Raw genomic sequence first — 25,233 nt, forward strand, 5'->3', positions numbered from 1 at the left:
TATATTTAGTTCAATATTATCCAAGCCTCTCTCTCATCACTAACATAATTGACCACTAGTTGGCACGAGTCTTGCAATAATAAAAGACAGGAGGGTTAGATGTGAAAAATAAACTCCGCAGTATCCTTTTAAAAGAAAATAAAAAAGAACCGCTAACGGATCTGCAATTAGGTGAAAGTTTATTAGTAAGCAGAGAATATATGACGTTACTCCGCAAGGAACTAAAAATTGCAGACTCTCGAGAACGAAAGAAGATCTATATTTGCGAGGAAATATCCCAGATATTACAGAAAAATGAGAATATCTCTTACCGTGAATTGACTAAGATGCTGCAAAATAGAGGATATAAATTATCGCGCTACTTGGTAGTCAAATATTTAGAAGAAATCAAAGGCTCGCAAGCTAATAAACAGATCATAGATGAAGTTTCGCTGCTGAAAGACGGCAGTAAAACGCAAGAAGAGAGTCGAGAAATTCAAGCCTTTCAAAATTTAATTGGTGGAAAAGGAAGTTTGGAAATACAAATACAGCAGGCTAAAGCTGCAGTATTATATCCGCCAAATGGGTTGCATTGCTTGATTTTAGGGGAAACAGGTGTAGGCAAAAGTGAGTTGGCAGAGTCCATGTACAAGTTTTCCATCGAAAGCGGCAGGCTAGCCAAAGAATCTCCCTTTATTGTTTTTAACTGCGCCGATTACGCTGAAAACGCCCAATTGTTAATATCTCATCTGTTTGGGAGCGTAAAAGGCGCTTATACAGGAGCCGCGCAAGATAAGAGAGGGTTAATCGAGCAGGCAGACGGTGGAATTTTATTTTTAGATGAAGTGCATCGTCTTACATCAGAAGGACAAGAAATGCTGTTTCAACTCATCGATAAGGGGTGCTTTCGCAGGTTAGGAGAGTCTGATTTTACTAGAAAAGCGGTTGTGCAGCTCATTGCCGCCACCACAGAAAATATTGAGACTACATTATTGGCAACCTTTAAAAGGCGAATTCCCATGATTATTGAGGTCCCGCCTTTAAGTAAACGGCCCTTAAATGAAAGATTGAAATTAATTAAAAATTTCTTTGGTTATGAATCAACGAGAATGAATGCACCAATTCATGTAGCCTTAGACGTCATGAAATCGTACCTGCTGTATGAGTGTTATGGGAATATTGGACAGCTAAAAAGTGATATTCAAGTTGCTTGCGCCAAGAGCTTTTTAACCTATGTTATGGATAAAGAAGACTGTGTGAAAATTGATGTAAGAGATTTAAATCTTCACGTTAAAAAGGGACTTTTGAAAATAAAAAGTATGCGGGATGAAATTGAAAGCCTCGTCTGGCAAGATTTTAGATTTAGTCCTAAAAAGTATAAAAAAATCGCTGAGCTTGAAAACGATATTTATAGTTTCCCAAAAGAGTTTTATAGCGATATCGAAAAAACTTATACCGAATATGTAAAGCAAGGACTAAATACAGAGGAAATTAATCGTATTATCGGGATTGAGATTGAACGCAAATTACAGAATGTTATCAAACACGTTAAAGACAATTTGCATCCTTTATCTCCTGATGAGATTGCTAAAGTCGTGGGAGTTGAGATTATTTCCCTTGTGGAAGAACTTCTTAAAATTGCTGAAATGACATTAGGAAAGATGGATCATTCCATATTTTATTGTTTAGCCATTCATTTGAATGCTACTTTTCAGCGTATTAAGCAAGGACGGGAAATTATTAATCCCAACTTAGAAGAAATCAAAAGAAAATACAGCATTGAATATGCTGTAGCCCAAGAAATGATCGCACATATTGAAAAATACTATCGAATTCATTTACCAGAGGACGAAGTTGGTTTTATTGCACTCTATCTTAGAGGCAATAAACAAGAAAAAGAAGGTAAAGTTGGTATTCTGGTTGTTACTCATGGCAATGTAAGTGTTGGTATGCTGGAAATTGCGAATAAGCTGCTAAATATGAATCATGGCAAAGCGGTAGTCATGACTTTAGATGAGAATCCTAGTGAAGTATTAGAACGTTTGGCTACGATCATAGAGGCAACTGATGAAGGTAAAGGCGTATTAATGCTGGTGGATATGGGTTCTTTACTGACCTTCGGAGAAATCATTTCAGAAAGGACAGGTATCCAGATCGAGACGATTGACCGTGTGGATACAGTAATGGTAATTGAAGCCATTCGCAGAAGTATTTTACCTGGATCCCATATTAAAGATGTGGTGTATGCGGTAGAAAATTTAAATTATACCTTTAAGAAGACGCGAGTGGATCATAAAGTTTTAAAACGGAAAAAAGCAATTATTACGGTTTGCTTGACAGGAGAAGGGGTAGCTCTTCAGTGCGGAAGTCATCTGAAGAAAATATTTGGTGAAAAACTAAATGATATAGAATTAATCCATATGGGGGTTATTGGGAAACGTGATCTTCATAAGCAAATACAAGATACGATCAATACCTATGAAATCATTGCGATAATAGGCAGTATTGATCCTAAATATCACGGTATTCCTTTCTTATCTTTAGAGGCATTATTTAACGAAACAGGAAAAAATCAAATTATGAATTTAATTGAATGTAACAATCATTATCGTATGAAAAGTTACAGTGGCCTGATTCCTCATGTCGTACGAGAGGCGAAATTTATCATGCTGCCAGAAGTAGGCGGGAAAGAAGAAGTGCTGCAGCGTATTTGTAATAGCTTGTTAGCAGAAGGATATGTCAAAGAAGGATATTATGAGGCTGTTATGGAGCGGGAAAATATGGGAAGCTATGTGATTAATCAAGAAGTTGCTTTGCCCCATGCTGACAGTAGCTATGTGAATCATCCCGTAATTGTAATTGCCAAAGCGGCAGTGCCGATTGCTTGGGATCATGAGAACACTGTATCATTGATTTGTTTGTTGGCCTTAGATATCGATGGTAAAGATGGAGTACGGTTTTTATATAACAAATTTGAAAGTGAAAAATTTATTGCGCAAATGCAGCAAGCAAAATCAGAAGACGAAATTAGGGAGGCTCTATTACATGAATCATGTTAAATTTGATGAAACATTAGTGATAAGAAATGTAGAAGGTGAAAATAGTTCAGATATTTTAAAGCACATGGCAGCCAACTTATATCAGAAAGGTTTTGTAAAAGAAAGTTATGCCGAGGCCGTTATTGCAAGAGAGAAAAAATTTGCAACAGGCTTGCCGACCAAGGGTTGTGGTGTTGCCATACCACATACAGATATTGAACATGTTAACCAATCTGCCATTAGTGTTGGAGTTTTAAAGGAACCTGTAGATTTTGGCATTATGGGTGAGGAGACAGAAAAAACTCCTGTGAAATTAATTTTTATGTTGGCGATGCATGATAGTCACTCCCAGCTAAAAATGCTGCAAAGTTTAATGGGAATCTTTCAAGACGAAGAGATTCTGCTATATTTAGCAAGCGAAGAAAGCGAAGTGAAAATCAAAGAAGAAGTAAGTAAACGACTTAATTTAAACAATGTGAAGGGAGGTGAATAAAGTGAGTGAAGTAAGAAAAGGGAAAAAAACTGTATTAGTAGCTTGTGGAACCGGAATTGCAACATCTACTGTTGTATCTGATGCCATTGAGAAAATGGCTAAAGAAAATAATATTCAAGTTGAAATTGTTCAATGTAAAGTGACAGAAGTTCCTGCATATGAATCACGGGCAAGTTTGCTTGTTACCACTACGATTGTTTCCAAAGAATATCCCTTCCCAATCATTAATGCAAGAGCTTTCTTAACTGGAATAGGATTAGATAAATTGAAAGAGCAGATCTTAGAAGAACTTAAGAAATAATAAAAAGCTGAGGAGGTATTATTATGGATGTAGTTCAGATTTTCCAAGCCTTTCTAGGGCTAGGACCAACGGTTATTCTGCCAGTTGCAGTTTTTTTGCTGGGAGTAGCATTTGGGCAGCCGGCAAGTAAAGCCTTTCGTTCTGGTTTGACGATTGGCGTAGGTTTTACAGGTATCTTTTTAGTGGTTGATTTACTGGTCTCGAATCTTGCACCAGCAGCACAAGGTATGGTAGCAAGGTTTGGGGTGCAGCTAAATATCATTGATATTGGCTGGCCAGGAGCTGCAAGTATAGCATGGGCTTCTCCGATTGCAGCATTTGTTCTTCCATTAGGTTTATTGGTTAATGTCATTATGTTAGTTACCAAAACCACAAAAACAATGGATATCGACCTTTGGAATTATTGGCATTTCACTTTTATGGGAGCCTTTGTATATTCAGCAACTGGAAGCCTTGTACAAGGCTTAGTGGCAGCAGTTATTTTTGAAATTATTGTTTTAAAAATTGCTGATTGGACAGCACCAATGCTGGAAAAATATTTTGATCTACCTGGTATTTCTGTTCCAACTGGTAGTACTGTGTCCTATGCAATTGGAATTCCCCTTGTAAAATTGGTACAGAAAATCCCGATCATTAAAGATTTACATGCAGATCCTGAAACCATTCAAAAAAGATTTGGGGTATTTGGCGAACCGCTTTTCATGGGAGTATTTCTAGGAGTTGGACTAGGTGCACTAGCCGGATATCCAGCAGGGCAGACCATAAAAGTTGGTATAGCAATGGGTGGCGTTATGGTGTTAATGCCTCGAATGGTTAAGATATTAATGGAAGGTCTTATCCCACTTGCTGAATCTGCCCGGGAGTTCTTAAGCAAAAGATTTGGCGATAGAGATATTTATATCGGACTAGATGCTGCCGTTGCAATTGGGCATCCTTCCGTAATCGCAACAGCCCTAATCTTAGTTCCGATTACGATCCTCTTAGCAGTTGTATTACCAGGAAATAATGTTTTACCCTTTGGTGATTTAGCAACCATTCCCTTTATCGTCTGCTTTATCGTAGGAGCGGCTCGAGGTAATATCGTTCATTCGGTTCTTGTTGGAGCTGTTGTAATTGCGATGTCATTGTACATGGCGACTGATGTTGCAACATTCCATACGCAAATGGCAGTAGATGCTCATTTTAAAATGCCAGCGGGTGCAACGACGATTTCTAGTATTGACCAAGGTGGTAACGTAATTCACTATGTGATATACAAAATTTTCACACTATTTAATTAATAAGACACGATTAAAATGTGATTCTTGTCTTGAGCTAACATAATTATGTTTGATGATAAGAAATGTTAGCTCAAGATGTCATCTAGCATAAATTTTTGAAACGAGGAGGAATAAGAATGCGAGCATTAGTTAAAACAGCATTAGGTCATGGGAATTTAGTTATTGTTGACAAAGAAGAACCAAAAGCTGGTAAGGATGAAGTGAAAATCTTAGTCAAATATGCAGGGATATGCGGCTCTGATTTGCATACCTATGAAGGAAAATATAGAGTTAAGGTTCCTGTAACATTAGGTCATGAATTTGCTGGTGAAGTAGTAGAAGTAGGAGAAAATGTAACCGATATCCATGTGGGTGAGCGCGTCACTTCAGAAACTACATTTTATATATGTGGTAAATGTAAATATTGTAAATCGAAAAATTATAATTTATGTAAAGAACGTAAAGGTTTGGGAACACAGCAGGATGGTGCTTTTACTAAATACATCATAGCAAATAAAAACAGTATTCATAAACTGCCTGAAAATGTTGATTATTTATCTGCTTCTATAACCGAAGCATTGGCTTGTGCACATCATGCGGTGGCAAAGAGCAGCATCAAAAAGAATGATGTCGTAGTAGTATTAGGACCTGGCCCAATTGGTTTGCTTGTGGCACAAATTGCCAAGACTTTTGATACGAAAGTCATTATTACAGGGTTAGCGAAAGACAGAAGTCGATTAGATAAAGCAAAAGAATTGGGAATTGATGTAGCCGTTGATATTCAGAATGAAGATATTAAGCAGACAGTAGAGGATCTTACCGACGGGTATGGTGCTGATATTGTATTTGAATGTACAGGAGCTCCGCCATCCGTAAATTTAGGTTTGGATATTCTCACTAAACAAGGTGAATATGTGCAGGTTGGGATTTTCCCAACAACGGAAATTCTGACTGATTTTGAAAAAATCATTCAAAAAGAACTTAAAGTAATGGGCTGCAGAAGCCAGAAACCAAGTGATTGGGAACCATCCTTGCAGCTTATGGATCAAAACCTAGTGAATGCCAAAGCATTAGTTTCACATCAATTCAATATTACAGAATGGGATAAAGCATATGAGACCATTAAAAAAGGGGACGCCATTAAAGTCGTGTTAACTGTTGAATAAGAAGTATTCAAGTATCATAGTTTGACTAAATAAGCTGATTCAGTTAGGCCTAACTGTTCAGAATAAAGAAAAAATCTGTTACTGAGCTCAATAGCAATTTTTGATTTTAAACCATTTAATTTTGAAAGAAATGATCCTTCAGTATGCATAGTGCGGGTTGGATCTTATATAGAAATATGCAAAAAAGTTTTAATTACGAAAAAGTGATAAGTAGGTGTTTGTAATGAATCAAGAAGCTCTGATCGAGATGATTGACTATACCTTATTGAATCCCATTGCGACCAAAGAGCATATCCAGATATTTTGTCAAGAGACGATTACACATGGTTTTAAAACGGTATTTGTTAATCCGTATTATGTCTCCTTCGCCAATCAGTTGCTGAAAGATCATAATATTAAAGTAGGTGTACCCATTGGTTTTTCTCTGGGAGGTGCTACTACGAAAGTGAAAGTGGCAGAAACCGTAGATGCCATTGATAATGGTGCAAAAGAAATCGATATGCTGATTAATTTAGGGGCTTTAAAGTCCAAAGAATATAATATTGTGAAATATGATATAGCAGAAGTTGTCAAAGCTTCTCAGGGTTTAGTCACCAAGGTTATTATAGAAACGGCACTTTTGACCCAGGAAGAGAAAAAAATTGCCTGCAACTTAATCAGGGAAGCCGGTGCTGACTTTGTTAAAACCGCTACTGGGTTTAATGGCGGTGGAGCAACGGTAGAGGATGTTGTATTATTACGATCTGTAGTTGGTAAAGACTTTGGCGTAAAAGCGGCTGGAGGAATCAGAACTTACGATGATGCGATTAAGATTGTAAAAGCTGGTGCAAATCGGATTGGAACAAGCAATGCAATAGCGATTATATCAGGCAAGACCGGCTCTGATTCTAATAAAAACGGATATTAAACAAAAAAGAACTGATTTTATAACAAATAGTAATGATAGCTGAGATTGGAGGTCTTATGGATATTATAATTTCTCCCTCTTTATTAGCAGCAGACATGGGTAATTTGGAACAAGAGTTGAAAACAGTAGAGTCATGTGGTATCGATTCACTGCATATTGACGTGATGGATGGAACTTTTGTTCCTAATATAGCTTTTGGCCCAGATCAAGTGAGTATGCTCCGGCCCATAAGTAACATGCATTTTGACGTTCATATGATGGTTCAAAATCCAGACCGTTTTATCTCTTCCTTTGTGGATGCAGGGGCTGATTGTATTACTGTTCATGCCGAAGCTTGTACTCATTTGCACAGATCCATACAAGTGATCAAAAGCTTTGGCATGAAGGCTGGCGTGGCATTAAATCCTGCAACCCCTATTGGTGTTCTTTCTCATGTCTATGAGATGCTGGATTTAGTACTCATTATGACCGTAAATCCAGGTTACGGCGGTCAAAAGAATATTGCCGCAATGAATCAGAAAATAAAAGAACTTGCTGACATGAAACGAGCGGGTGGTTATTCTTTTGAAATTCAAGTAGATGGTGGAATTAACTTGTCTACTATTCGTGACGTAATACATGCAGGAGCGACTAATATTGTCATTGGCTCAGCTGCCTTTCAAAAAAACAAAACGAAGCAAAATATAGAAGCATTTCTAAAAATAGTAAATGAGGTGACACTGTGAAAGGTGCAAAAATATATGGAATTCGGGATTTAAGAGTAGAAGAGTGTCCGAAACCAGAAATTAAGACTCCAGATGATGTAATTGTTAAAGTAAAGGCTGTAGGATTTTGCGGCTCCGATATATCAAGATATGGAAAATTAGGGCCACATACAGTGGGAGCCATATTTGGCCATGAGCTTTCAGGTGAGATTGTAGAGATTGGCGAACAGGTAACCAATGTAAAAGTAGGCGATGGTGCTGTTGTCTGCCCAACAACACCATGCTTTCACTGCGAATATTGTCAGTTGGGGAAATACTCCAAATGTGAATCCCTACAGGTAATCGGAGCAAAAGAAGATGGGGGCTTTGCCGAATATGTAAGGCTGCATTCTAGAAGTGTACTAAAAATGCCCGAAGGCTTAGATTTTGAGACGGCTTGCGGTATGGAACCAGCTTGTGTGGTAATGCATGGTTTTTATCGTACGAAGATTCAAGCTGGCGATACAGTAGCTGTTTTGGGTGTGGGTCCTATTGGGTTATTTGCTGTACAATGTGCCAAAATATTTGGTGCCACAAAAGTGATTGCCATTGATATCTTTGATGAAAAGTTAGAGATTGCTAAAGAGCTAGGTGCTGATTTGTGCATTAATGCAAAAGACATTGATCCAATACAGGTTGTAAAAGAGATGACGGGAGGCATTGGTGTTGATATTGCTGTAGAATCTGCAGGAAATCCATTTACTAGTGCACAGGTTTTATCGTTGCCTAAGAAGGGGGGGACTGTTGTATTCATGGGGATTCCTTATGGTGATGTGGCGATTTCCCGGGAACATTTTGAAAAAATAGTGCGGAATGAACTGACAGTATTAGGTTCCTGGAATGCAGTTTCTGGTCCATTTCCCGGGAAAGAATGGCCAACTACACTGCATTTCATGAAAGAAGGTAAGATAAAGGTTAAGCCCATGGTAACTCATCGGATTTCTCTTGATCAAATCCCCGAAACTTTTGAAAAAATATATAAACGTGATAGCTTTTTTGGTAAAGTCATCGTCTTTCCCGAGGGGAAAGAGTGTTAAGTGAGGTATAAGTGATACTTCTTTAAAAAGAAGGGACGAGGATGAAATGGAAAATGCAAAAATTATAATTGGCAGTGATCATGCGGGTTTTACGCTCAAAGAAAAGGTTATTCGTCTGTTAAAAGAATTAAAAATCGAAGTCGAAGATGTGGGTGCTTATTCTGCAGACAGTGTTAATTACGGACCTATTGCAAAACGTGTAGCTGAGAAAGTAGCCGGTAATGATGATTGGAAAGGGATTCTAATTTGTGGTACTGGCATAGGAATGTCAATTATGGCTAATAAGGTAAAAGGTATTAGGGCTGCTGTCGTGCACGATACTTTTTCCGCTAAAGCCACAAGAGCACATAATGATTCTAATATATTATGTATGGGGGAAAGAGTAATCGGCAGTGGCTTGGCACTGGAGATTACGAAGGAATGGCTTACAGCATCTTTTGATGCAGGTAAACATGCGCAGCGGATACAGTTTATTCTTGATTATGAACTTGGAAAGCAGCAGTAAGTAAATATGTAGGGAGGTTTTTTTATGGAGCCAATGAAAATATATGCAAATCAATTACGAATCCATATTATCAATATGTTAGCCGCGGCGGGATCTGGGCATCCGGGAGGAGCCTTATCGGCAGCCGATCTTTTAATCTACCTATATTTTAAAGAAATGAAGATTGATAGTGAAGACAAAGACAATCCAGATCGAGATCGGTTTATTTTGAGTAAAGGGCATGCAGCTCCAGTACTATATGGAACTCTTGCATGAAAGGCTTTTTTAATACTAGTGAATTGACCAACTTGAGAAAGCTGGGAAGTTTTCTGCAGGGGCATCCTGATATGCTGAAAGTTCCTGGCGTAGAAATGTCAACAGGATCATTGGGTCAAGGTTTTTCCGCATCAGTGGGTGTGGCATTAGGTGGTAAAATCGATGAAAAATCATATCGGATTTATACCTTGTTAGGTGATGGAGAGCTTCAAGAAGGAATCGTTTGGGAAGCTGCCATGGCGGCTTCCCATTATAAATTGGATAATCTAGTGGCGATCATTGATCATAATGGCTTACAAATTGATGGTACGAATGATGAGGTTATGAAAGTCAATCCATTAAAAGAAAAATGGGAAAGCTTTGGCTGGAATGTGATAGAGATTGATGGTCATTGCTTTACAGATATTGAAAAATCATTTAAACAGGCAAAAGAAGTTAAAGGGAAGCCAACGGCAATTATTGCGAAAACCAGTAAGGGAAAAGGTGTTTCCTTCATGGAGAATCAAGTAGGCTGGCATGGGGTGGCCCCGTCAGAGGCAAAACGAGCTAAAGCCATTGAAGAATTGGAACAAAATATTCGATAGTCGATAATAATACCTAGGAGGAAACAAAATGATTGCTACAAGAGAATCCTATGGAAATATTTTAATTGAACTGGGAAAAGAAAATAAAGATATTGTAGTCTTGGATGCGGATTTATCCAAATCCACTAAGACAGCAGGATTTGCAAAGCACTTTCCAAAACGCTTTATTAATGCAGGCATCGCCGAGCAAAATTTGATGGGAATGGCAGCAGGACTCGCCACTACAGGAAAAATTCCTTTTGCCAGTACCTTTGCTGTTTTTGCTACAGGCAGAGCTTTTGAAATCATTAGAAATTCCATTTGTTACCCAAAGCTGAATGTGAAAATTGCTGCAACTCATGCAGGAATTACAGTGGGAGAAGATGGGGGTTCTCATCAGTCCATTGAGGATATTGCCATTATGAGATCCTTACCCAACATGAAGATCATAGTACCTGCAGATGATGTGGAAACAAGGCAGGCAGTTAGAGCAGCAGCTCATATTGATGGTCCAGTCTATCTACGTTTAGGGCGCTTGGGAGTGCCGTCGATTTTTGATGAAAATCATACTTTTACCTTCGGTAAAGGAAATGTCCTAAAGGATGGTAAGGATATTACCATTATCGGTATGGGGCTAATGATTAGTAAATGTTTAAAAGCAGCAGAACTTTTAAAACAAGAGGGAATTTCTGCTAGGGTAATTAATATTTCAACGATTAAACCAATTGATGAGGAACTGATTATTCAAGCAGCAAAAGAAACAAAGAGAATTCTAACCGTAGAAGAACATTCTGTTATTGGCGGTCTGGGCAGCGCGGTTTGTGATGTATTATCGACGCATTATCCGGTACAAGTCGTGAAAATCGGTATGAATGATACGTTTGGCGAATCAGGAAAACCAGAAGAGTTATTAACCAAATATGGATTAACCGTTGAAAATATTTATGATACAGCACAAAAGACAGTGAATAGCAAAAAGTAAATAGAAAAACACTGCGCATCCTTTCAAGTAATAAAATGAATTGAACCACAAAGACGCAAAGGGCACAAAGGGGTTATTTATATATTTTTGTGTACTCCTTTGTGTGCCGCATCAGCGGCATTGCGTCTTTGTGGTTCATAAGTTCTTACATTATAAAGCTTCAATATCGATTGTTGGCTTGCTAAGAATGAAATATCGATTTCAGCATAGATGGAAAAGGAGATCTGATTCGTGAAGAAAATAGGAGTATTAACCAGTGGAGGGGATGCCCCAGGCATGAATGCCGCTATTCGAGCCATTGTGAGAACCGCCATATATAACGATCTCAAGGTCGTTGGAATCCAAAGAGGTATACGGGACTCTTAGATGGTGAGATAAAAGAAATGCATATCTCATCTGTGGGAGATATTATTCACAGGGGCGGAACCGTTCTTAAAACCTCAAGATGCGAGAAAATAAGAACGGAAGCTGGTATCAACGAAGCAATTGGTATATTAGAGAAAAATGAAATTGATGGATTGATTGTAATTGGTGGAGATGGCTCTTTTCAGGGAGCCAATAAAATTAGCCAGACTGGTATAAAAGTTGTGGGAGTTCCAGGTACGATTGATAATGATTTAGCATACACCGATTATACAATTGGTTTTGATACGGCGGTTAATACAGTACTTGATTCCATCAGTAAAATAAGAGATTCATCCATGTCTCATGAGAAAGTAACGATTATTGAAGTCATGGGAAGGTGCTGCGGGGATATCGCTCTTTATGCAGGTCTTGCTGGAGGAGCAGAAAGCATCTTAGTTCCAGAAGAAAAATATGAAGCAACTAAAATCTGTGAGAAAATGTTGCAGGGAAAAAAACGGGGGAAAGCTCACAATATTATTATTTTGGCTGAAGGCAGGGAATCCGCTGTAGAACTGCAAAAAGAGATATTTGCAATTACAGGTATTGAATCGCGGGTTACGGTACTTGGATATTTACAGCGGGGCGGGGTTCCAACGGCTTTTGACCGAATTCTAGCAAGTAAAATGGGCGCTAAGGCTGTTAATTTATTAATCGAAGGAAAATCCAATCGTGCAATTGGCATAAAAGACAATCATTTGATTAATATTGATATGATGAAGGCACTTAGCAAAACAAAAGTATTTGATCACGAAATGTATAATTTATCTCAAATCTTGTCAATATAAAAATTCTTTTCATAAAATGCAATAAGAACCAAGGGGCTGCTTCGCCGCGATTTTAAAAAAATCGTGGCAAGGCAGTCCCTTTATTGTTGCGTTTAATTCGATGTATCATCAGTACAGCATCTATACAGAGGGCACAGAGATCCCACAGAGAACGTGGAGAAGTGTTTTTTTATTTCGATCATACAATCTTTTTGACTCATGGGAATCGTTATATAATGTGGTTGGGATAGTTGATTAACCATTATATGGGGATTTATATCGATTTCATTAATAATCTAGAAAGTATAAGTTTTTTAGGAAACGGTAAACGCAGAGGACACAGAGATGCACCGAGAGCACAGAGAAAAATTTAGGAATGTACAGCCTTTTCGTATACATTTACTGATTTTACTATGATACTATGTATGAAATTTTCAGAAAAAGGTGAAAAATCATTTCAGTTCAGGGAAAATGCTGATTGCAGGGATGTGAAAAATTATTTTTTGTATGGCACGGGACTTGCGTATTATATAAGCAGAAGAGGGGTTTTGTAATGGATGTAAAGGAAAAGATACTAAGTATTATAAAAACGGAAAATGGAAAGGAACCATTTACAGATGCAAAATTAGGGAAAATGCTATCTACTACAAGGGAACAAATTACTATTTTGCGCAAAGAGTTAGGGATTGGCAATTCAAGAGAACGGCGTCGACCTCATTTGAAAAAAGCGATGGAAAGAATCATAGCGGAAAATGGGAAGTTAAACATTGCTGAACTTACGAAGAGGCTAATGGAGTCTGGTTTTGATATATCCAGACATGTAGTAGAAGACTTCTTCAGTGAAGTAAATAGCGGTGAGTTTCAAGTACAAGAGGAGACCCACGTATTGCAAGATCCTTTTTCAAATTTGGTGGGTCATGATGGCAGCTTGGAACAAAGTATTACACAATCAAAATCGGCAATATTATATCCTCCCTTTGGGCTGTCTACGCTGATTATCGGGGAAAGCGGCGTTGGGAAAACACAATTTGCTGAATGTATGTATCATTTTGCAAAGCAGCAGCAAATCATAGGCGATAACGTACCTTTTATCGTTTTTAACTGTGCTGATTACAGCGATAATCCCCAGCTTTTATTGTCGCTATTATATGGTTACAAAAAGGGTGCTTTTACTGGTGCTGATAATGATACGGAGGGGCTGGTGGAGCATGCCAATAACGGTATTTTATTTTTAGATGAAATACATAGGCTGCCGCCGAAAGGTCAAGAAATTCTTTTCTCAATATTAGACCGGGGGCAATTCAGAAGATTAGGTGAAACCAGAGACGAAAGAAAAGTAAAAATCATATTTATTGGTGCTACTACAGAAAATTTGGAATCAAGCTTACTGCTAAGTTTCAGAAGACGTATACCCATGATCATTGCCATTCCGTCTCTGCATGAACGCGTCTTCATTGAAAAAGTTGAGATTATCTATGAGTTTTTCCAACAGGAATGCAATCGGATTAATGTGAAAATCTTTGTGCAGTCGAAAGTAATCGAAATTTTAACATTAAAGCGATTTAGCGGTAACATCGGTCAATTAAAAAGTACAATCCAAGTGGTTTGCGCTAGAGCCTTTATGAAAAATATAGGAAAGGATCAAGACATTATCAGCATCGGGTATGAGGATATATTAGAAACCAACAGCATTCAGCATGATTTTATTTTAGAAGATATTAATATTTTAGAAATCAGAAATTATATACAGGATATGTTGTTTATCCCCTTCGTCAAGAATCATGTGAATGTAATGAAACGAAATCAAGATGGCGAAAGCCTGCTTCCGGAAGATTTCTATCGACAGATTGAGAAGAAGTATTATGAATTGACCAAACTGCATATCGATTTTTCGGAAGTAGAGGAAATATTATGGACTTTTATTATCAATAAATTTAGCAATCTTGAACCCAAATCTACGAGCAATCACAAATACTTCTCCCTAAATGAATTAGTAAATATAGTGGACAAAGACATTATTGATTTGGTGAAAAAAGTAAGGCTGCTATTACTAAATGAGCATATGCATAATGACATTAATGAAAATATCTTTATTTACTTAGCCATTCATCTGAATGAGACCATCAAAAGAGTCCGATTGAAACAGCAAATTATAAACATCAATTTAGCAAAAATAAAAAAAGGTTTTATTAAAGAATATGAAATCGCCATTCAAGTTGCTGCCTGGCTGCAGGAATTGAAGAAGGTAGAAATACCAGAAGATGAAATTGGCTTTATTGCCATGTATATTAAAGCAGCTCTTCAAAATAAACTGCCTCAAAATAGGGTAGGCGTTATCGTAGTATCACATGGGCGTATTGCGACGGAAATTATCAACGTAGTTAGAGCATTACTGAATGTGAATTTTCCCATCGCTATTGATATGCCTCTAGATGAAAGTCCGTCTGTAATCTATGAAAAAATTATTGGGATTTCAAGAATTGTGGATGAGGGAAGAGGGATCTTGTTTTTAGTGGACATGGGTTCCCTTGTCGACATCGGTAAGATGGTTACCGAAAAGCTGGCGATACCGACCAAGACTCTAGACCGGGTAGATTTGCTTACGGTAATAGAAGCGGTGCGCAAGGCATCCATCCCTGAAAATAATTTGACCCAAATCTATTCTAGCTTAGTGAAGACACGCTATAACTATCCTTTATTGATCATAGAAGAAACCAGCAAACCAATGGCGTTAATTGCCTTGTGTCTTACTGGTGAAGGGACAGCCCAGCACATTAGACAGGCGATTGAAAGGAAATATGCCAATGTTACCGTGTTCCAAATGGGCATTATGGATGAGCATTTAAAAGAGAAAATAAGAGAGCTTCAAGAGAAATATAAAGTACTGGCGATTATCGGGACCATTAATCCGGAGATTGAAGGAATCAACTTTGTTGTATATGAACCCTACTTGTTCGATAGTGGTATTAGAGAGTTTGATGTATTTTTAAATGCCGAAAAAACAAATGCATGGGTGGATTTTCCGAAAGAAGATTTACTTGTTTTTGAATCTGATATGAGTTCCCAAAAAGAGTTAATTGAAGTGATGTGCTTATTACTGATTAATAAAGGCTATGTAAAAAAAGAATTTTTGGAATCTGTCGTGCAGCGTGAAGAGATGTCACCTACTTTTTTAAAAGGGGGAATTGCTGTTCCTCATGGTGACTCCCATAGCGTTATGAAATCGGCGATTGTGGTTGCTAAATTAAAAGATCCCATTCAGTGGGGAAGAGGTTATGTAAATGTTGTATGCTTACCTGCGTTTAAAATTAATGATAAAAAAATTGTGAAGAGTTTTTTAAAACCTTTTTTGAATCTGGATTTTATAGAGAACTGGAAAGAGATAAGGGATATGAATCAATTTAAAGAAATGCTTTATGAAAAAATGAAAGAATAAAAGGAAAAAGTGGTATGCTTTCTGATTTTTGTAAAAACATATAGATATTTAATTTAAGGAGTGGTTATACATTATGCTGGATTTGGATTTAGTTGTATTACATATGGAAGCAGAAACTTCAAATGAGATTATTCAAAACTTAGGAGCCTTGATGTTATCGAAAGGCTATGTGAAGGATAGTTATATTGAAGCGGTACTGGAAAGGGAAAGAAATCTTCCTACAGGACTTCCCATAGGTGATTTTTGTGTAGCGATTCCTCATACGGATTCGGGTCATGTGAATCAATCGAATATTGCCATAACAACGCTGAAAAAACCATCTGTATTTCATTCGATGGTAAATCCAGAAGAAGAATTAAATGTAGAAGTTGTATTTTTATTAGCTGTGAAAGATCCCAACTTACAAATTCAATTATTAAAGAATCTAATGTCTGTTTTTCAGAATAAAGAGCTGCTGATCAAAGTTCGTGATGCCGGCTCCAAAGAAGAGATTTCAGAGTTATTAAGTTGCCTGGACCAATAGGCCAAGGCAATGAAATAAAGTAAGAGTTAGAAGGGAGTAATGAAATGAGAAAGTTTAATGTACTATCAGTGTGCGGTTCTGGTACAGTTACTTCATCAATGATCGCTGAGAAGCTAAAGGAAGCAATGGAGGAACAAGGGATCAAAATTACGGCGACAGAGGCAAAGCCAACGGAAGCACTGCAATTATCCGAAGGTGGTAATTATGATTTTATTACCCACACAAGTCCGCTGCCAAAGGGCAACTATCCTGTTCCTACCATTGATGCAGTCGGTTTTTTGACTGGCTTTGGTGAAGATGAATTTTTGGATGAGGTTATGCGTGTCATCAAAGAAATAGAAAGTAAATCATAAAATAAATAAAGTAAAAGGGGGAAATCAATGTGTTTTTTGAAACCTTAAAAGAAGTTTTTCAGACCTTTGGATCGCCTGTATTTGTTCCAGTTATCATTTTTATTATTTCCAAAATATTAAAAGTGAATAATAAAAAAGCTTTCTTCTCTGCCTTATATGCTGGAGTTGGGTTAGAAGGGTTTACACTTCTACTGAATGCATTTACACCGATTATTACACCCGTAGTCAAAAGCATGGTAGAAAATACGGGGATTCAACTTCCTGTATTTGATGTAGGCTGGCAGGCTACCGCATTGGTAGCTTACTCTACCGAAGCGGGCATGATTTTCTTAGGAGTTGGATTATTAGTACAGACGGTACTGTTTCTCACCAGATGGACCGATGTATTTCAGCCTGGTGACTTATGGAATAACTACTCCTATATGGTATGGGGTTCGATGATTTATATGGTAACTAAAAATATGATCCTATCATTAGGATGTATGATTTTATTGAATATGTATAGTCTGCTCATCGCAGAGCTCATCGCCAAACGCTGGTCAACCTATTATAAATACCCCAATTGTACAATTATTGCTATGCATAATATTGAGGCGGCACTGTTTACAGTAGCCTTTGATCCGATATTAAACGCTTTTGGTTTGAATAAAATTAAATTGAGCCCTGAAGAACTGCAAAAAAAATTAGGTTTTTTTGGTGAGCCTGTTTCCCTAGGGTTATTGCTGGGCATCTTTATCGGCATTATGGGGAATTTCAAAGCCTTAGGTACATTGGCTGCATGGGGGCAAGTTGCGACAATGGGGATTGCTACAAGTGCGATCATGGCGATCTTTCCTCGTGTTGCAGGCTTATTTGCCCAAGCCTTTCTGCCAATAACCGATGCTGCTAAGAAGTCCGTTAAGAATGGCAGTAAGTCACGTAAATGGTATCTTGGTGTAAATGATGCTACTGGTTATGGTGAACCTGCGACGTTAATTTCCGGTATCATTCTCATTCCCATTATGGTCTTCATGGCTCTTGCCTTACCAGGAAATCAGGTACTGCCCGTCGTTGATTTGTTAGCATTGCCTTTCATGGTACAAGGGATTGTGCCCCTGGTAAACGGCAATATCTTTAAAGTACTGATTACTGGTACCATATGGTTTAGTGCTGGTTTGTATATGTGTACCTATACAGCGCCCATGTTCACTGATATTTGTGCATCAGTAGGCGTTCATTTACCAGTAGGTGCTTTATTGATTACTAGCTTTAATATCTTAGGAAAACCTTTGATGGGCTTAGTCTTTTTAGCTTTCCTCAGTCAATCCCCAATATTGATTGGTATTGCAGTAGCAGTCTATCTGGTCTTGTACGTCTTGTTCAGAAAGAACAAAGAAGCTGTGTATGATTATTTGGATCAAAATGCCCTGAAAAATACGGCAGAAGAGGCAAAATCAGAAATAACTGCATAATACATAAAGGCAGAGAGGAGATACAGGGTGGATAACTTACAGGTATTAAAACAGATAAAGTGCTTTATTCTTGATTTAGATGGAACTGTTTACTTAGGAAAAAAAGTGTTGGATGGTTCAATGGATTTTTTAGAAATCTTAGGAGAAAAAAATATACAGTTCAAGTTCTTTACCAATAACTCATCTAAAAATGCAAAATTTTATGTGAAGAAGATAAGAAATATGGGGTATGATGCAAAAGATGACATGATGTTGATTTCCAATCAAGTCATCATCAGTCATATACAAAATACAATGCAGGATAAAAAAGTCTTTGTCCTAGGTAATGAATATTTAAAGAGTGATTTTATTTACGCTGATATTAATGTAGTAGAAGATGATCCTGATGTTGTAGTGGTTGGTTTTGATACATCCTTAGCCTATGAGAATGTCTCGAAAGCTTGCAAATTTATTAGAAATGGCGCGGTTTTTCTAGGGGTACATCCGGATTTTAATTGCCCGATTGAAAATGGTTTTATTCCGGACTGCGGGTCAATTTGTGCGATGATTACGGCCTCTACGGGAGTAAAACCAGAGTATTTTGGCAAACCGTCCATTCACACTTTGCAGTATATTTTAAATAAAACTGGATTTAAGGCAGAGGAGATTGCTTTTGTAGGAGATCGATTGTATACGGATATCGCTATCGGTCAAGGCAATGATGCGATTACCATTCTTGTATTGTCCGGAGAAACGAAGTTAGAAGATTTACAGAGATCTAACATACAGCCAACCCTGATCTTTGACTCACTTAAAGAAGTAAAGAATGCCTTACAAGAAGTATGTTAAATTGTAAAAATAATGGAGTCCAATTGAATCCCAGTACATTGCGTCATTTAAAGCATTGGAAGAGTTTGCAAGGATTTTTTCGACCAGCGAGGCGGAGGAGCCGCTCAGATCGGGAATCTGTAAGGTGACGACAACGAAGCAGGGCGGAAAAAGACTGCAAAATTACCATTGTTTTAGGTGATGCAATGTACTAGTTGGTGTAAAATGTAAAAGAGGTGCTGCAAGAAGCACCAGTGAGCTCCTTGCAGCAGTCTTTTATACAAGTAACAAGTTATATAAATAAGAATACGGGGTGGTTCGTGATATGAATGAATTATTGCAGAAAAATCCGCAAGAGTTGGCAGGTTTGGAATTTGTGTGTTCCTGCGGAAAAACTCATAGTATTGATATTAACGATGTTCGCATTGGTAATCACATCCTTACGGATATTGTCGATTCTTTGCAATCCTTTCCAAAAGGGACATTGCTATTGGTTGCCGATTGTAATACTTACGAGGCGGGAGGAAGAGATGTTGAAAAGATCCTTAGCAAGACCTTCCAACTGGAAAAACTGATTTTCTCCAATCCTCATCTCCATCCGGATGAAACTTCAGTAGAGCAGCTGCGATCAGCCATGAATTCAGATATAACAGGAATTGTCGTTGTCGGTTCGGGAACGCTGAATGATATTACCCGCTATGTCAGTTTTGAAACAAAAGTTCCCTATATTGTAGTGTGTACTGCGCCTTCTATGGATGGGTATGCTTCTATGGTGTCACCGATGATTACCAAAGGCGTTAAGGTTACCTATAATGCAGTGTATCCATATTCCATTATTGCCGATCTTAGCATTATGAAAGAGGCACCATTTCATATGATTCATGCAGGGCTTGGCGATATTGTAGGGAAATACAGCGCTCTGGCAGATTGGAAATTAGCCAATATTCTTCATAATGAATATTACTGCGAGACTACAGCCCAGTTAGTAGAAAAGGCTGTTGAACAGTGCGTTTCCAGTGCTCCTGGTATTATGACAAGGTCACCAGAGTCCATTCGCAGTATCATTGAAGGTTTAATTTTATCGGGCATGTGTATTGGTATGACCGGAAGTTCTCGTCCAGCTTCAGGCGAAGAACATCTTTTATCCCATACCTGGGAGATGTTAGGTCTCATTCGAGGGCAGGAAACTCACTTACATGGCAATCAAGTAGGGATCGGAACGGAGATTATCCTTCATGTATATCAATTTTTATTACAGCTGGATATACATAAAGTATATGCGGACGGGAAGTTCAGATCGTTTACGCGGGAGAAATGGGAAAGCCATATAAAGCAATTATTTGGTAATGTTGCGCCTCAGATTATTAAACAGAAGGAACCCTATGTGAACTTTAATGAAGCGGCTCGCGAAGAAGCTGCCCAGCATATTGTGGAAAAATGGGAGCAGATGAAAGAACATGTTTTCTTAAAAATGCCATCACCATCTTCTTACCGTAAAATGATGGAAGATGCAGGATCACATCTGGGTCCTTTGGATCTTAAGCTTGATAGAGAATCCTTCCGTTTAAGTTTGATTACGGCAAAAGAAATTCGTCAGCGGTTCGGTGTGATGCAAATGCTGGATGATTTAGGACTTTTAGAAGAAGTAGCAGAAATGATTACTGCCAGGTACTATTTATAATCTTTTGAAGATAAATCCTACTGTGGAGAGATCTTTATTCTAAAAGTGAAAGGAGAGGTTGTCATTTGCTGGAGGAACTTAAAGTGCAAGTATGGGAAGCCAATTTAGAACTGCAAAAAAGAGGACTCGTCTTATATACTTGGGGTAATGCAAGCGGCTTTGACAAGGAAAGTGGATTGGTTGTCATTAAACCCAGCGGTGTTGAGTATGAGAAATTAGAACCCAAGGATATGGTAGTAGTGGATTTGGCAGGGAACCAAGTGGAAGGGGGGCTTCGGCCTTCATCTGATACTCCCACTCATTTAGTGCTATATCGGGAATTTTCTGGTATTGGAGGCATTGTTCATACCCATTCTACCTATGCTACGATTTGGTCCCAAGCCGGCAGAGGCATTCCAACATTTGGTACGACTCATGCAGATTATTTTTATGGTGAGGTCCCATGTACTCGTAAATTAAAATCAGCGGAAGTCGAAGGACGCTATGAAGATGAAACCGGACACGTTATTGTAGAGACTATGAAGGGAAGAGTTCCTGTTCATGTTCCGGGAATTTTAGTAGCGAACCATGGCCCATTTTCCTGGGGGAAAGACGCTCATGAAGCTGTTTATCATAGCGTAGTATTAGAGGAGCTCGCTAAAATGGCTCTTCATACTTGTGCTTTAAATAAAGAAATTGAGGAGATTGATCAGGTGCTGCTTGATAAGCATTTTTTAAGAAAGCATGGAAAAAACGCCTATTATGGGCAAGGCGCAATATGAAAATCGTAGTAGTAGGAGATACCTTAGTAAGTGCTGACTATATGGAAGAACAAGCAAAAAGACTATTTCCAGGCATTGATAAAGAGATTGTAAAATTTGATTGGGAAGTAACAACCAAAAAAGAATTTCAGAAAATCATTTTTGATTTAGAGAAAAATGGTTCCCGGGCGAGGGCGTTATCTGAGCCCATTATGAAAGAATTAGAAAGGGCAGAAATTTTTCTAGGCCACTTTGCCCCATTGTCAGAAGAGACATTGGACAATGCAAAGCAATTACAACTGATTGCTACATGCCGGGGCGGGGTAGAGCATATTGATGTAGAAGCGGCAACAAAGAGAAATATTCCTGTGGTTCACGTCATTCGAAATGCAGAGCCAGTAGCAGAGTTTACCCTTGGTCTAATCTTAAATGAATGCAGAAACATAACACGGAGTCATGAAGCTATCAAGAAAGGACTATGGCTCAAAACCTTTCCAAATAGTGCATTTACTACTGTTCTTTTAGAAAAGAAGATTGGTCTATTAGGATTAGGTGCTATTGGAAAGTTAGTTGCAAAAAAAATGAGCAATTTGGGGATTCAGGTGATTGCTCACGACCCTTACATTACGAAAGATCAGTTGGAGCAAGAAGGCATTCAGATTGACTTAGTTTCTCTCAAGGAATTGTTTCAAGAAGCGGATATTGTATCATTACATATTCGATTAACAGATGAAACGGAAAGATTGGTAAATCTAAAATTGCTTTCTCTCATGAAGCCAAGTGCTTACCTGATTAATACAGCACGGGCTGGAATTTTAGATGAAGATGCTATTATCAAGGTCCTGCAAGAAAAGAAGATTGCAGGTGCAGCATTAGATGTCTTCTGGCAGGAGCCCATCCCCGAGGATCATCCCCTTTTAAAGCTGGAAAATGTAACGTTGACCTCCCACATAGCAGGAGATACCATCGATGCCATACCTAAGGCCCCCAAGTTATTAGTGAACGAGATGATTGCGTTCTTAGATCATGGAAAAAAAGATATGATAGTAAATTATAATCGTATCAATTGGAGGGGCTGGATGCCTTGAAGAAAGTAGATGTAATAAAGCCTTTTGAACCGCAAAGACGCAAAGGGTTTTAGTGATCTTTTTGTGTTCCCCTTTGTGTGCCGCGTTAGCGGCATTGTGCCTTTGTGGTTCGTAAAATCTTATGTGTTTCCCTTACAAAACTTGTACGTTCTATACTTATAAGAAAAACTTGAGGTTTCCTTTTGTCATTGCGAACAGAGTGAAGCAATCTCCAGCAGGGGATTGCTTTGCCCTGCTCGCAATGACAGATTGATATTATTTTAAAAAAATAAGGGGGCGAAGAAATCATTCTTCGCCCCTCTAAACTCATAGCATTCTGAAGTTTATATTTGTTCTCCACGGTCATAAGTATAATCAAATTCTACATTGGAAATGTTGTTTGATACAATGGGATCTCTTACTGGATCGGGCAATAATGTGTAATCCTTTTGAGAGTAGGATTTCATAAATCTAGGCTTTTGTTCGAAAAAACCTCTTTTATTGGGAGCATAGGCAGGCTTACTTTTTTTCATAATAAATAATATACCTCCTTGATGATTACGTGTTTACCTGAAAAAAATTAGTCTTCATTATGAATAGTGTGCCACGTAATAAGAGAACTATTTATCCGATGACTAAACCGCTCTAAAACTCCCATCTCCAATAAGTGGGAGTTAAGAGCAGCTAAGTCCCTGGATAAGTGCGACTAAGATTCAGGTGGAGTTAAAACCCATCTGAATCAAGTCTTCTTTATCTTATGAAAAAATGATTTCTTGCCCTTTGTGACTAATTTCGGTTGTAGTGATTCCTAGTATTTTAGCTTTTTGAGCAAAAGCTTTACTGGCACCGTAATCCTTGCCGAAATGCATAGGCAGTAATAATTTGGGATTGACTTTCGCAGCAAAATATTCTGCACCCATAGAATAGGCTTCTTCTAGACGACGGTCTACAGGGAAGAACGCAACATCTACTTTTTTACCCTCTATTTTTTCCATTTCCGCTTTAAAGATTTTCTCGGCATATTTTCGCTCGTCTTTTGCCTCTCCCGACCAATGCCACCAGTTCAAATCTCCTGCGTGGAAAATGGATATACCATCTGCCTGTATGAGAAAGGATATGCCTTGGTCTGTGGAGCCAAAGGTTTCAATGACGATGTTATCAACTGTCAATTCTTCATATGCAGAAACAATATGGAAGTGTAGGCTATCACTCTTAACCTGTATATCACTGCTGAGTATGTAATGAATATTAGGGTTGTCTTTTCCCCATTTTAGTATAGTTGGATCAAAGTGATCAGCATGGGCATGAGAAGAAAACACCATTACATTTTTTTTGTTCTTTAGAAATTCGCTGGTAATCACTCCATCAGCGATACTACGTTTATTACCGGAAAAAGGCTGATAATAATCGAAAATAATAAAATGATTTGCAGTTTCCACAGCATAGCCGCTATGGAATAAGTAAGTAATTTTTGCTTTCGAAGGATTCATTTTATTCACCTCATAGTATTTTTTATTACGATAACCGTTTTAAAAGTCATTACAAGAGTATTCATCTGCTTTTAAAATCATTATAGCATTAGTCCTGTTATTTTAGAAATGAAGAAGCTGTTACGAAAATATCATAACAGCTCTTCATTTTTAGTTTGAAATTGTCTTAGTATCTTTCCGATTACTCCATTTAGCGATTGAAGGCAGTATGAGCCCTAAGCCTAAAAGGACAAAAGGTGTCAATAAATTAAGGAACAATTGGAAATACCATTGTGAGGTATAAAGCTGCACGCCTTTCGGGAACATACCCATGATACAGGCGAAGGCGGTAAAGAGGAAACACCATAAGCCAATCGCCCTTGCTAAGAAAGAATTTTTCAAAAAGGTATAATCGGAAGAAAATTGACCGATAAGGCGACGAACTGCTATATATGCTGCGAATACCCATAGATAGCGAAGCGGCATTACGATAGAGTTTAAATCGAGTAACCAGTTATAGAGATCATTCATATTACCAATTCCCAGTGCGGGAATGATAATAATGATACCGACTAATACCGCCGTCATTTTATAGCCATTAATTGGTGCACCATACTTATTGGTTTTGCTTAAGACATTAGGAATGTATTTGGAATCGGTTTCTGCTAACAATACTTTAAGTGGTGCATCAATTGAAAATATCAATGCAGAGGTATGGGTAAGAAAGTTTGTAATTGCATATAAAACAAGGAATAAGTTGCCAACGCCATAATATTCTCTTAATAGTTTGAAAGCATAATATGGACCATTCATTTTTAAGTCTTTTGGAATATTATTAGAATCAAACATCATGCCCATGGCAAGTGAACCTAAAAGTGCCGAGAGGGCAACTAAAACTGCTAAAATAATCATGGCTCTAGGGAATTCTTTACTTGCATTGAAAGTGTTTTTTACATAAGGCGAGATCTTTTCACATCCGCCTACTGCAAAAACCAGCATGGAGATAGTGGTAAAGTAGGTAAAGTCAAAATTGGGGATAAAGGTATGTAAGCTTAAATCTGTGGTTGCTATGGGAACTCCTCTAAGAGAAGGGGCTGCCAGCATTAAGAGTACATACATAAATGACATGATTAGCGTTGAAGTGCCAGCAACCATGCCTATGCGTTTTAAGGATGTAATACCTCGAGATGCAATCCACATAAAAAAGAGGAATAAAACCAATGTTGTAAGCTGTAATACCATGGGAGTGAATGTTTTAATAAAAGTTCCGTTTTGATATACACTCCAGCCTAAGGCAATTAAAATTTGC

General features: G+C 38.1%; 21 protein-coding genes and 2 pseudogenes. 20 read left to right on the forward strand and 3 right to left on the reverse strand.

The window, feature by feature from the left end; genetic code table 11:
• Positions 1–101 precede the first annotated feature (101 nt).
• The 20 genes and pseudogenes from LMF89_RS11695 to LMF89_RS11790 all read left to right on the forward strand — a co-directional run bounded on the left by LMF89_RS11695 (position 102) and on the right by LMF89_RS11790 (position 22,476).
• Positions 102–3,038: a sigma 54-interacting transcriptional regulator gene (locus LMF89_RS11695; RefSeq protein ID WP_229535235.1), complete on the forward strand. Its 2,937-nt coding sequence runs from the start codon at positions 102–104 to the stop codon at positions 3,036–3,038.
• The gene (locus LMF89_RS11700) at positions 3,025–3,510 is read left to right on the forward strand and encodes a PTS sugar transporter subunit IIA (RefSeq protein WP_229535236.1); all 486 of its coding nucleotides are present in this window, start codon (positions 3,025–3,027) and stop codon (positions 3,508–3,510) included. The genes LMF89_RS11695 and LMF89_RS11700 overlap by 14 nt, the downstream gene beginning before the upstream one ends.
• A gap of 1 nt (position 3,511) precedes the next feature.
• Positions 3,512–3,811 (forward strand): PTS sugar transporter subunit IIB, encoded by a 300-nt coding sequence (locus LMF89_RS11705; protein ID WP_229535237.1) that lies wholly within the window; start codon positions 3,512–3,514, stop codon positions 3,809–3,811.
• Positions 3,812–3,834: 23 nt separating this feature from the next.
• Positions 3,835–5,091: a PTS galactitol transporter subunit IIC gene (locus LMF89_RS11710; protein ID WP_007958442.1), complete on the forward strand. Its 1,257-nt coding sequence runs from the start codon at positions 3,835–3,837 to the stop codon at positions 5,089–5,091.
• Positions 5,092–5,207: 116 nt separating this feature from the next.
• Positions 5,208–6,236 carry a zinc-binding dehydrogenase gene (locus tag LMF89_RS11715; RefSeq protein ID WP_229535238.1) on the forward strand — a complete coding sequence of 343 codons (1,029 nt, stop codon included), beginning with the start codon at positions 5,208–5,210 and terminating at the stop codon, positions 6,234–6,236.
• Positions 6,237–6,459: 223 nt separating this feature from the next.
• The gene (gene deoC / locus LMF89_RS11720) at positions 6,460–7,143 is read left to right on the forward strand and encodes a deoxyribose-phosphate aldolase (RefSeq protein WP_229535239.1); all 684 of its coding nucleotides are present in this window, start codon (positions 6,460–6,462) and stop codon (positions 7,141–7,143) included.
• 56 nt (positions 7,144–7,199) lie between these two features.
• Positions 7,200–7,868, forward strand: coding sequence for a ribulose-phosphate 3-epimerase (gene rpe / locus LMF89_RS11725; protein ID WP_229535240.1), 669 nt, complete (start codon positions 7,200–7,202; stop codon positions 7,866–7,868).
• A complete protein-coding gene (locus tag LMF89_RS26210; protein ID WP_229535241.1) occupies positions 7,865–8,923 on the forward strand; it encodes a galactitol-1-phosphate 5-dehydrogenase in 1,059 nt (352 codons plus the stop codon). The genes rpe and LMF89_RS26210 overlap by 4 nt, the downstream gene beginning before the upstream one ends.
• Positions 8,924–8,969: 46 nt before the next feature.
• Positions 8,970–9,428, forward strand: coding sequence for a ribose 5-phosphate isomerase B (gene rpiB, locus LMF89_RS11735; RefSeq protein ID WP_229535242.1), 459 nt, complete (start codon positions 8,970–8,972; stop codon positions 9,426–9,428).
• A gap of 24 nt (positions 9,429–9,452) precedes the next feature.
• Positions 9,453–10,267 (forward strand): annotated as a pseudogene (locus LMF89_RS11740) (transketolase).
• 28 nt (positions 10,268–10,295) lie between these two features.
• A complete protein-coding gene (locus LMF89_RS11745; protein WP_229535243.1) occupies positions 10,296–11,228 on the forward strand; it encodes a transketolase family protein in 933 nt (310 codons plus the stop codon).
• A gap of 276 nt (positions 11,229–11,504) precedes the next feature.
• Positions 11,505–12,418 (forward strand): annotated as a pseudogene (locus tag LMF89_RS11750) (ATP-dependent 6-phosphofructokinase).
• Positions 12,419–12,950: 532 nt separating this feature from the next.
• Entirely contained in the window at positions 12,951–15,833 is a 2,883-nt protein-coding gene (locus LMF89_RS11755) for a sigma 54-interacting transcriptional regulator (RefSeq protein ID WP_229535244.1), read from the forward strand.
• A gap of 73 nt (positions 15,834–15,906) precedes the next feature.
• The gene (locus LMF89_RS11760) at positions 15,907–16,356 is read left to right on the forward strand and encodes a PTS sugar transporter subunit IIA (protein WP_229535245.1); all 450 of its coding nucleotides are present in this window, start codon (positions 15,907–15,909) and stop codon (positions 16,354–16,356) included.
• Between the two features lie 44 nt (positions 16,357–16,400).
• Positions 16,401–16,709, forward strand: coding sequence for a PTS sugar transporter subunit IIB (locus LMF89_RS11765; protein WP_007940120.1), 309 nt, complete (start codon positions 16,401–16,403; stop codon positions 16,707–16,709).
• Positions 16,710–16,738: 29 nt separating this feature from the next.
• Entirely contained in the window at positions 16,739–18,160 is a 1,422-nt protein-coding gene (locus LMF89_RS11770) for a PTS galactitol transporter subunit IIC (RefSeq protein ID WP_007958431.1), read from the forward strand.
• Positions 18,161–18,187: 27 nt separating this feature from the next.
• Entirely contained in the window at positions 18,188–18,988 is an 801-nt protein-coding gene (locus LMF89_RS11775; RefSeq protein ID WP_229535246.1) for an HAD-IIA family hydrolase, read from the forward strand.
• 304 nt (positions 18,989–19,292) lie between these two features.
• Positions 19,293–20,648 (forward strand): sn-glycerol-1-phosphate dehydrogenase, encoded by a 1,356-nt coding sequence (locus LMF89_RS11780; RefSeq protein ID WP_229535247.1) that lies wholly within the window; start codon positions 19,293–19,295, stop codon positions 20,646–20,648.
• Positions 20,649–20,713: 65 nt separating this feature from the next.
• Positions 20,714–21,409 carry an L-ribulose-5-phosphate 4-epimerase gene (locus LMF89_RS11785; RefSeq protein ID WP_304622602.1) on the forward strand — a complete coding sequence of 232 codons (696 nt, stop codon included), beginning with the start codon at positions 20,714–20,716 and terminating at the stop codon, positions 21,407–21,409.
• On the forward strand, positions 21,406–22,476 hold the full coding sequence (locus tag LMF89_RS11790; protein ID WP_229535248.1) for a 2-hydroxyacid dehydrogenase: 1,071 nt from the start codon (positions 21,406–21,408) through the stop codon (positions 22,474–22,476). The genes LMF89_RS11785 and LMF89_RS11790 overlap by 4 nt, the downstream gene beginning before the upstream one ends.
• Positions 22,477–22,799: 323 nt before the next feature.
• On the opposite strand, the gene LMF89_RS11795 is transcribed toward LMF89_RS11790, so the two are convergent.
• The 3 genes from LMF89_RS11795 to LMF89_RS11805 all read right to left on the reverse strand — a co-directional run bounded on the left by LMF89_RS11795 (position 22,800) and on the right by LMF89_RS11805 (position 25,166).
• Positions 22,800–22,988 carry a hypothetical protein gene (locus LMF89_RS11795; protein WP_007933564.1) on the reverse strand — a complete coding sequence of 63 codons (189 nt, stop codon included), beginning with the start codon at positions 22,986–22,988 and terminating at the stop codon, positions 22,800–22,802.
• Between the two features lie 222 nt (positions 22,989–23,210).
• Positions 23,211–23,945, reverse strand: coding sequence for an MBL fold metallo-hydrolase (locus tag LMF89_RS11800; RefSeq protein WP_229535249.1), 735 nt, complete (start codon positions 23,943–23,945; stop codon positions 23,211–23,213).
• 150 nt (positions 23,946–24,095) lie between these two features.
• A complete protein-coding gene (locus tag LMF89_RS11805) occupies positions 24,096–25,166 on the reverse strand; it encodes an APC family permease (protein WP_229535250.1) in 1,071 nt (356 codons plus the stop codon).
• Positions 25,167–25,233: the final 67 nt, after the last annotated feature.

It is taken from the genome of Pelosinus baikalensis (assembly GCF_020819555.1).
In the GTDB taxonomy this organism is placed as follows: domain Bacteria; phylum Bacillota; class Negativicutes; order DSM-13327; family DSM-13327; genus Pelosinus; species Pelosinus baikalensis.

Bases quoted from the DNA above. Each gene is read 5' to 3' on its own strand.
- LMF89_RS11700 (WP_229535236.1), top strand. From the start codon at position 3,025: ATGAATCATGTTAAATTTGATGAAACATTAGTGATAAGAAATGTAGAA.
- LMF89_RS11710 (WP_007958442.1), top strand. From the start codon at position 3,835: ATGGATGTAGTTCAGATTTTCCAAGCCTTTCTAGGGCTAGGACCAACG.
- LMF89_RS11715 (WP_229535238.1), top strand. From the start codon at position 5,208: ATGCGAGCATTAGTTAAAACAGCATTAGGTCATGGGAATTTAGTTATT.
- deoC (WP_229535239.1), top strand. From the start codon at position 6,460: ATGAATCAAGAAGCTCTGATCGAGATGATTGACTATACCTTATTGAAT.
- rpe (WP_229535240.1), top strand. From the start codon at position 7,200: ATGGATATTATAATTTCTCCCTCTTTATTAGCAGCAGACATGGGTAAT.
- rpiB (WP_229535242.1), top strand. From the start codon at position 8,970: ATGGAAAATGCAAAAATTATAATTGGCAGTGATCATGCGGGTTTTACG.
- LMF89_RS11745 (WP_229535243.1), top strand. From the start codon at position 10,296: ATGATTGCTACAAGAGAATCCTATGGAAATATTTTAATTGAACTGGGA.
- LMF89_RS11755 (WP_229535244.1), top strand. From the start codon at position 12,951: ATGGATGTAAAGGAAAAGATACTAAGTATTATAAAAACGGAAAATGGA.
- LMF89_RS11760 (WP_229535245.1), top strand. From the start codon at position 15,907: ATGCTGGATTTGGATTTAGTTGTATTACATATGGAAGCAGAAACTTCA.
- LMF89_RS11765 (WP_007940120.1), top strand. From the start codon at position 16,401: ATGAGAAAGTTTAATGTACTATCAGTGTGCGGTTCTGGTACAGTTACT.
- LMF89_RS11780 (WP_229535247.1), top strand. From the start codon at position 19,293: ATGAATGAATTATTGCAGAAAAATCCGCAAGAGTTGGCAGGTTTGGAA.
- LMF89_RS11790 (WP_229535248.1), top strand. From the start codon at position 21,406: ATGAAAATCGTAGTAGTAGGAGATACCTTAGTAAGTGCTGACTATATG.
- LMF89_RS11795 (WP_007933564.1), bottom strand. From the start codon at position 22,988: ATGAAAAAAAGTAAGCCTGCCTATGCTCCCAATAAAAGAGGTTTTTTC.
- LMF89_RS11800 (WP_229535249.1), bottom strand. From the start codon at position 23,945: ATGAATCCTTCGAAAGCAAAAATTACTTACTTATTCCATAGCGGCTAT.
- LMF89_RS11805 (WP_229535250.1), bottom strand. From the start codon at position 25,166: ATGGTATTACAGCTTACAACATTGGTTTTATTCCTCTTTTTTATGTGG.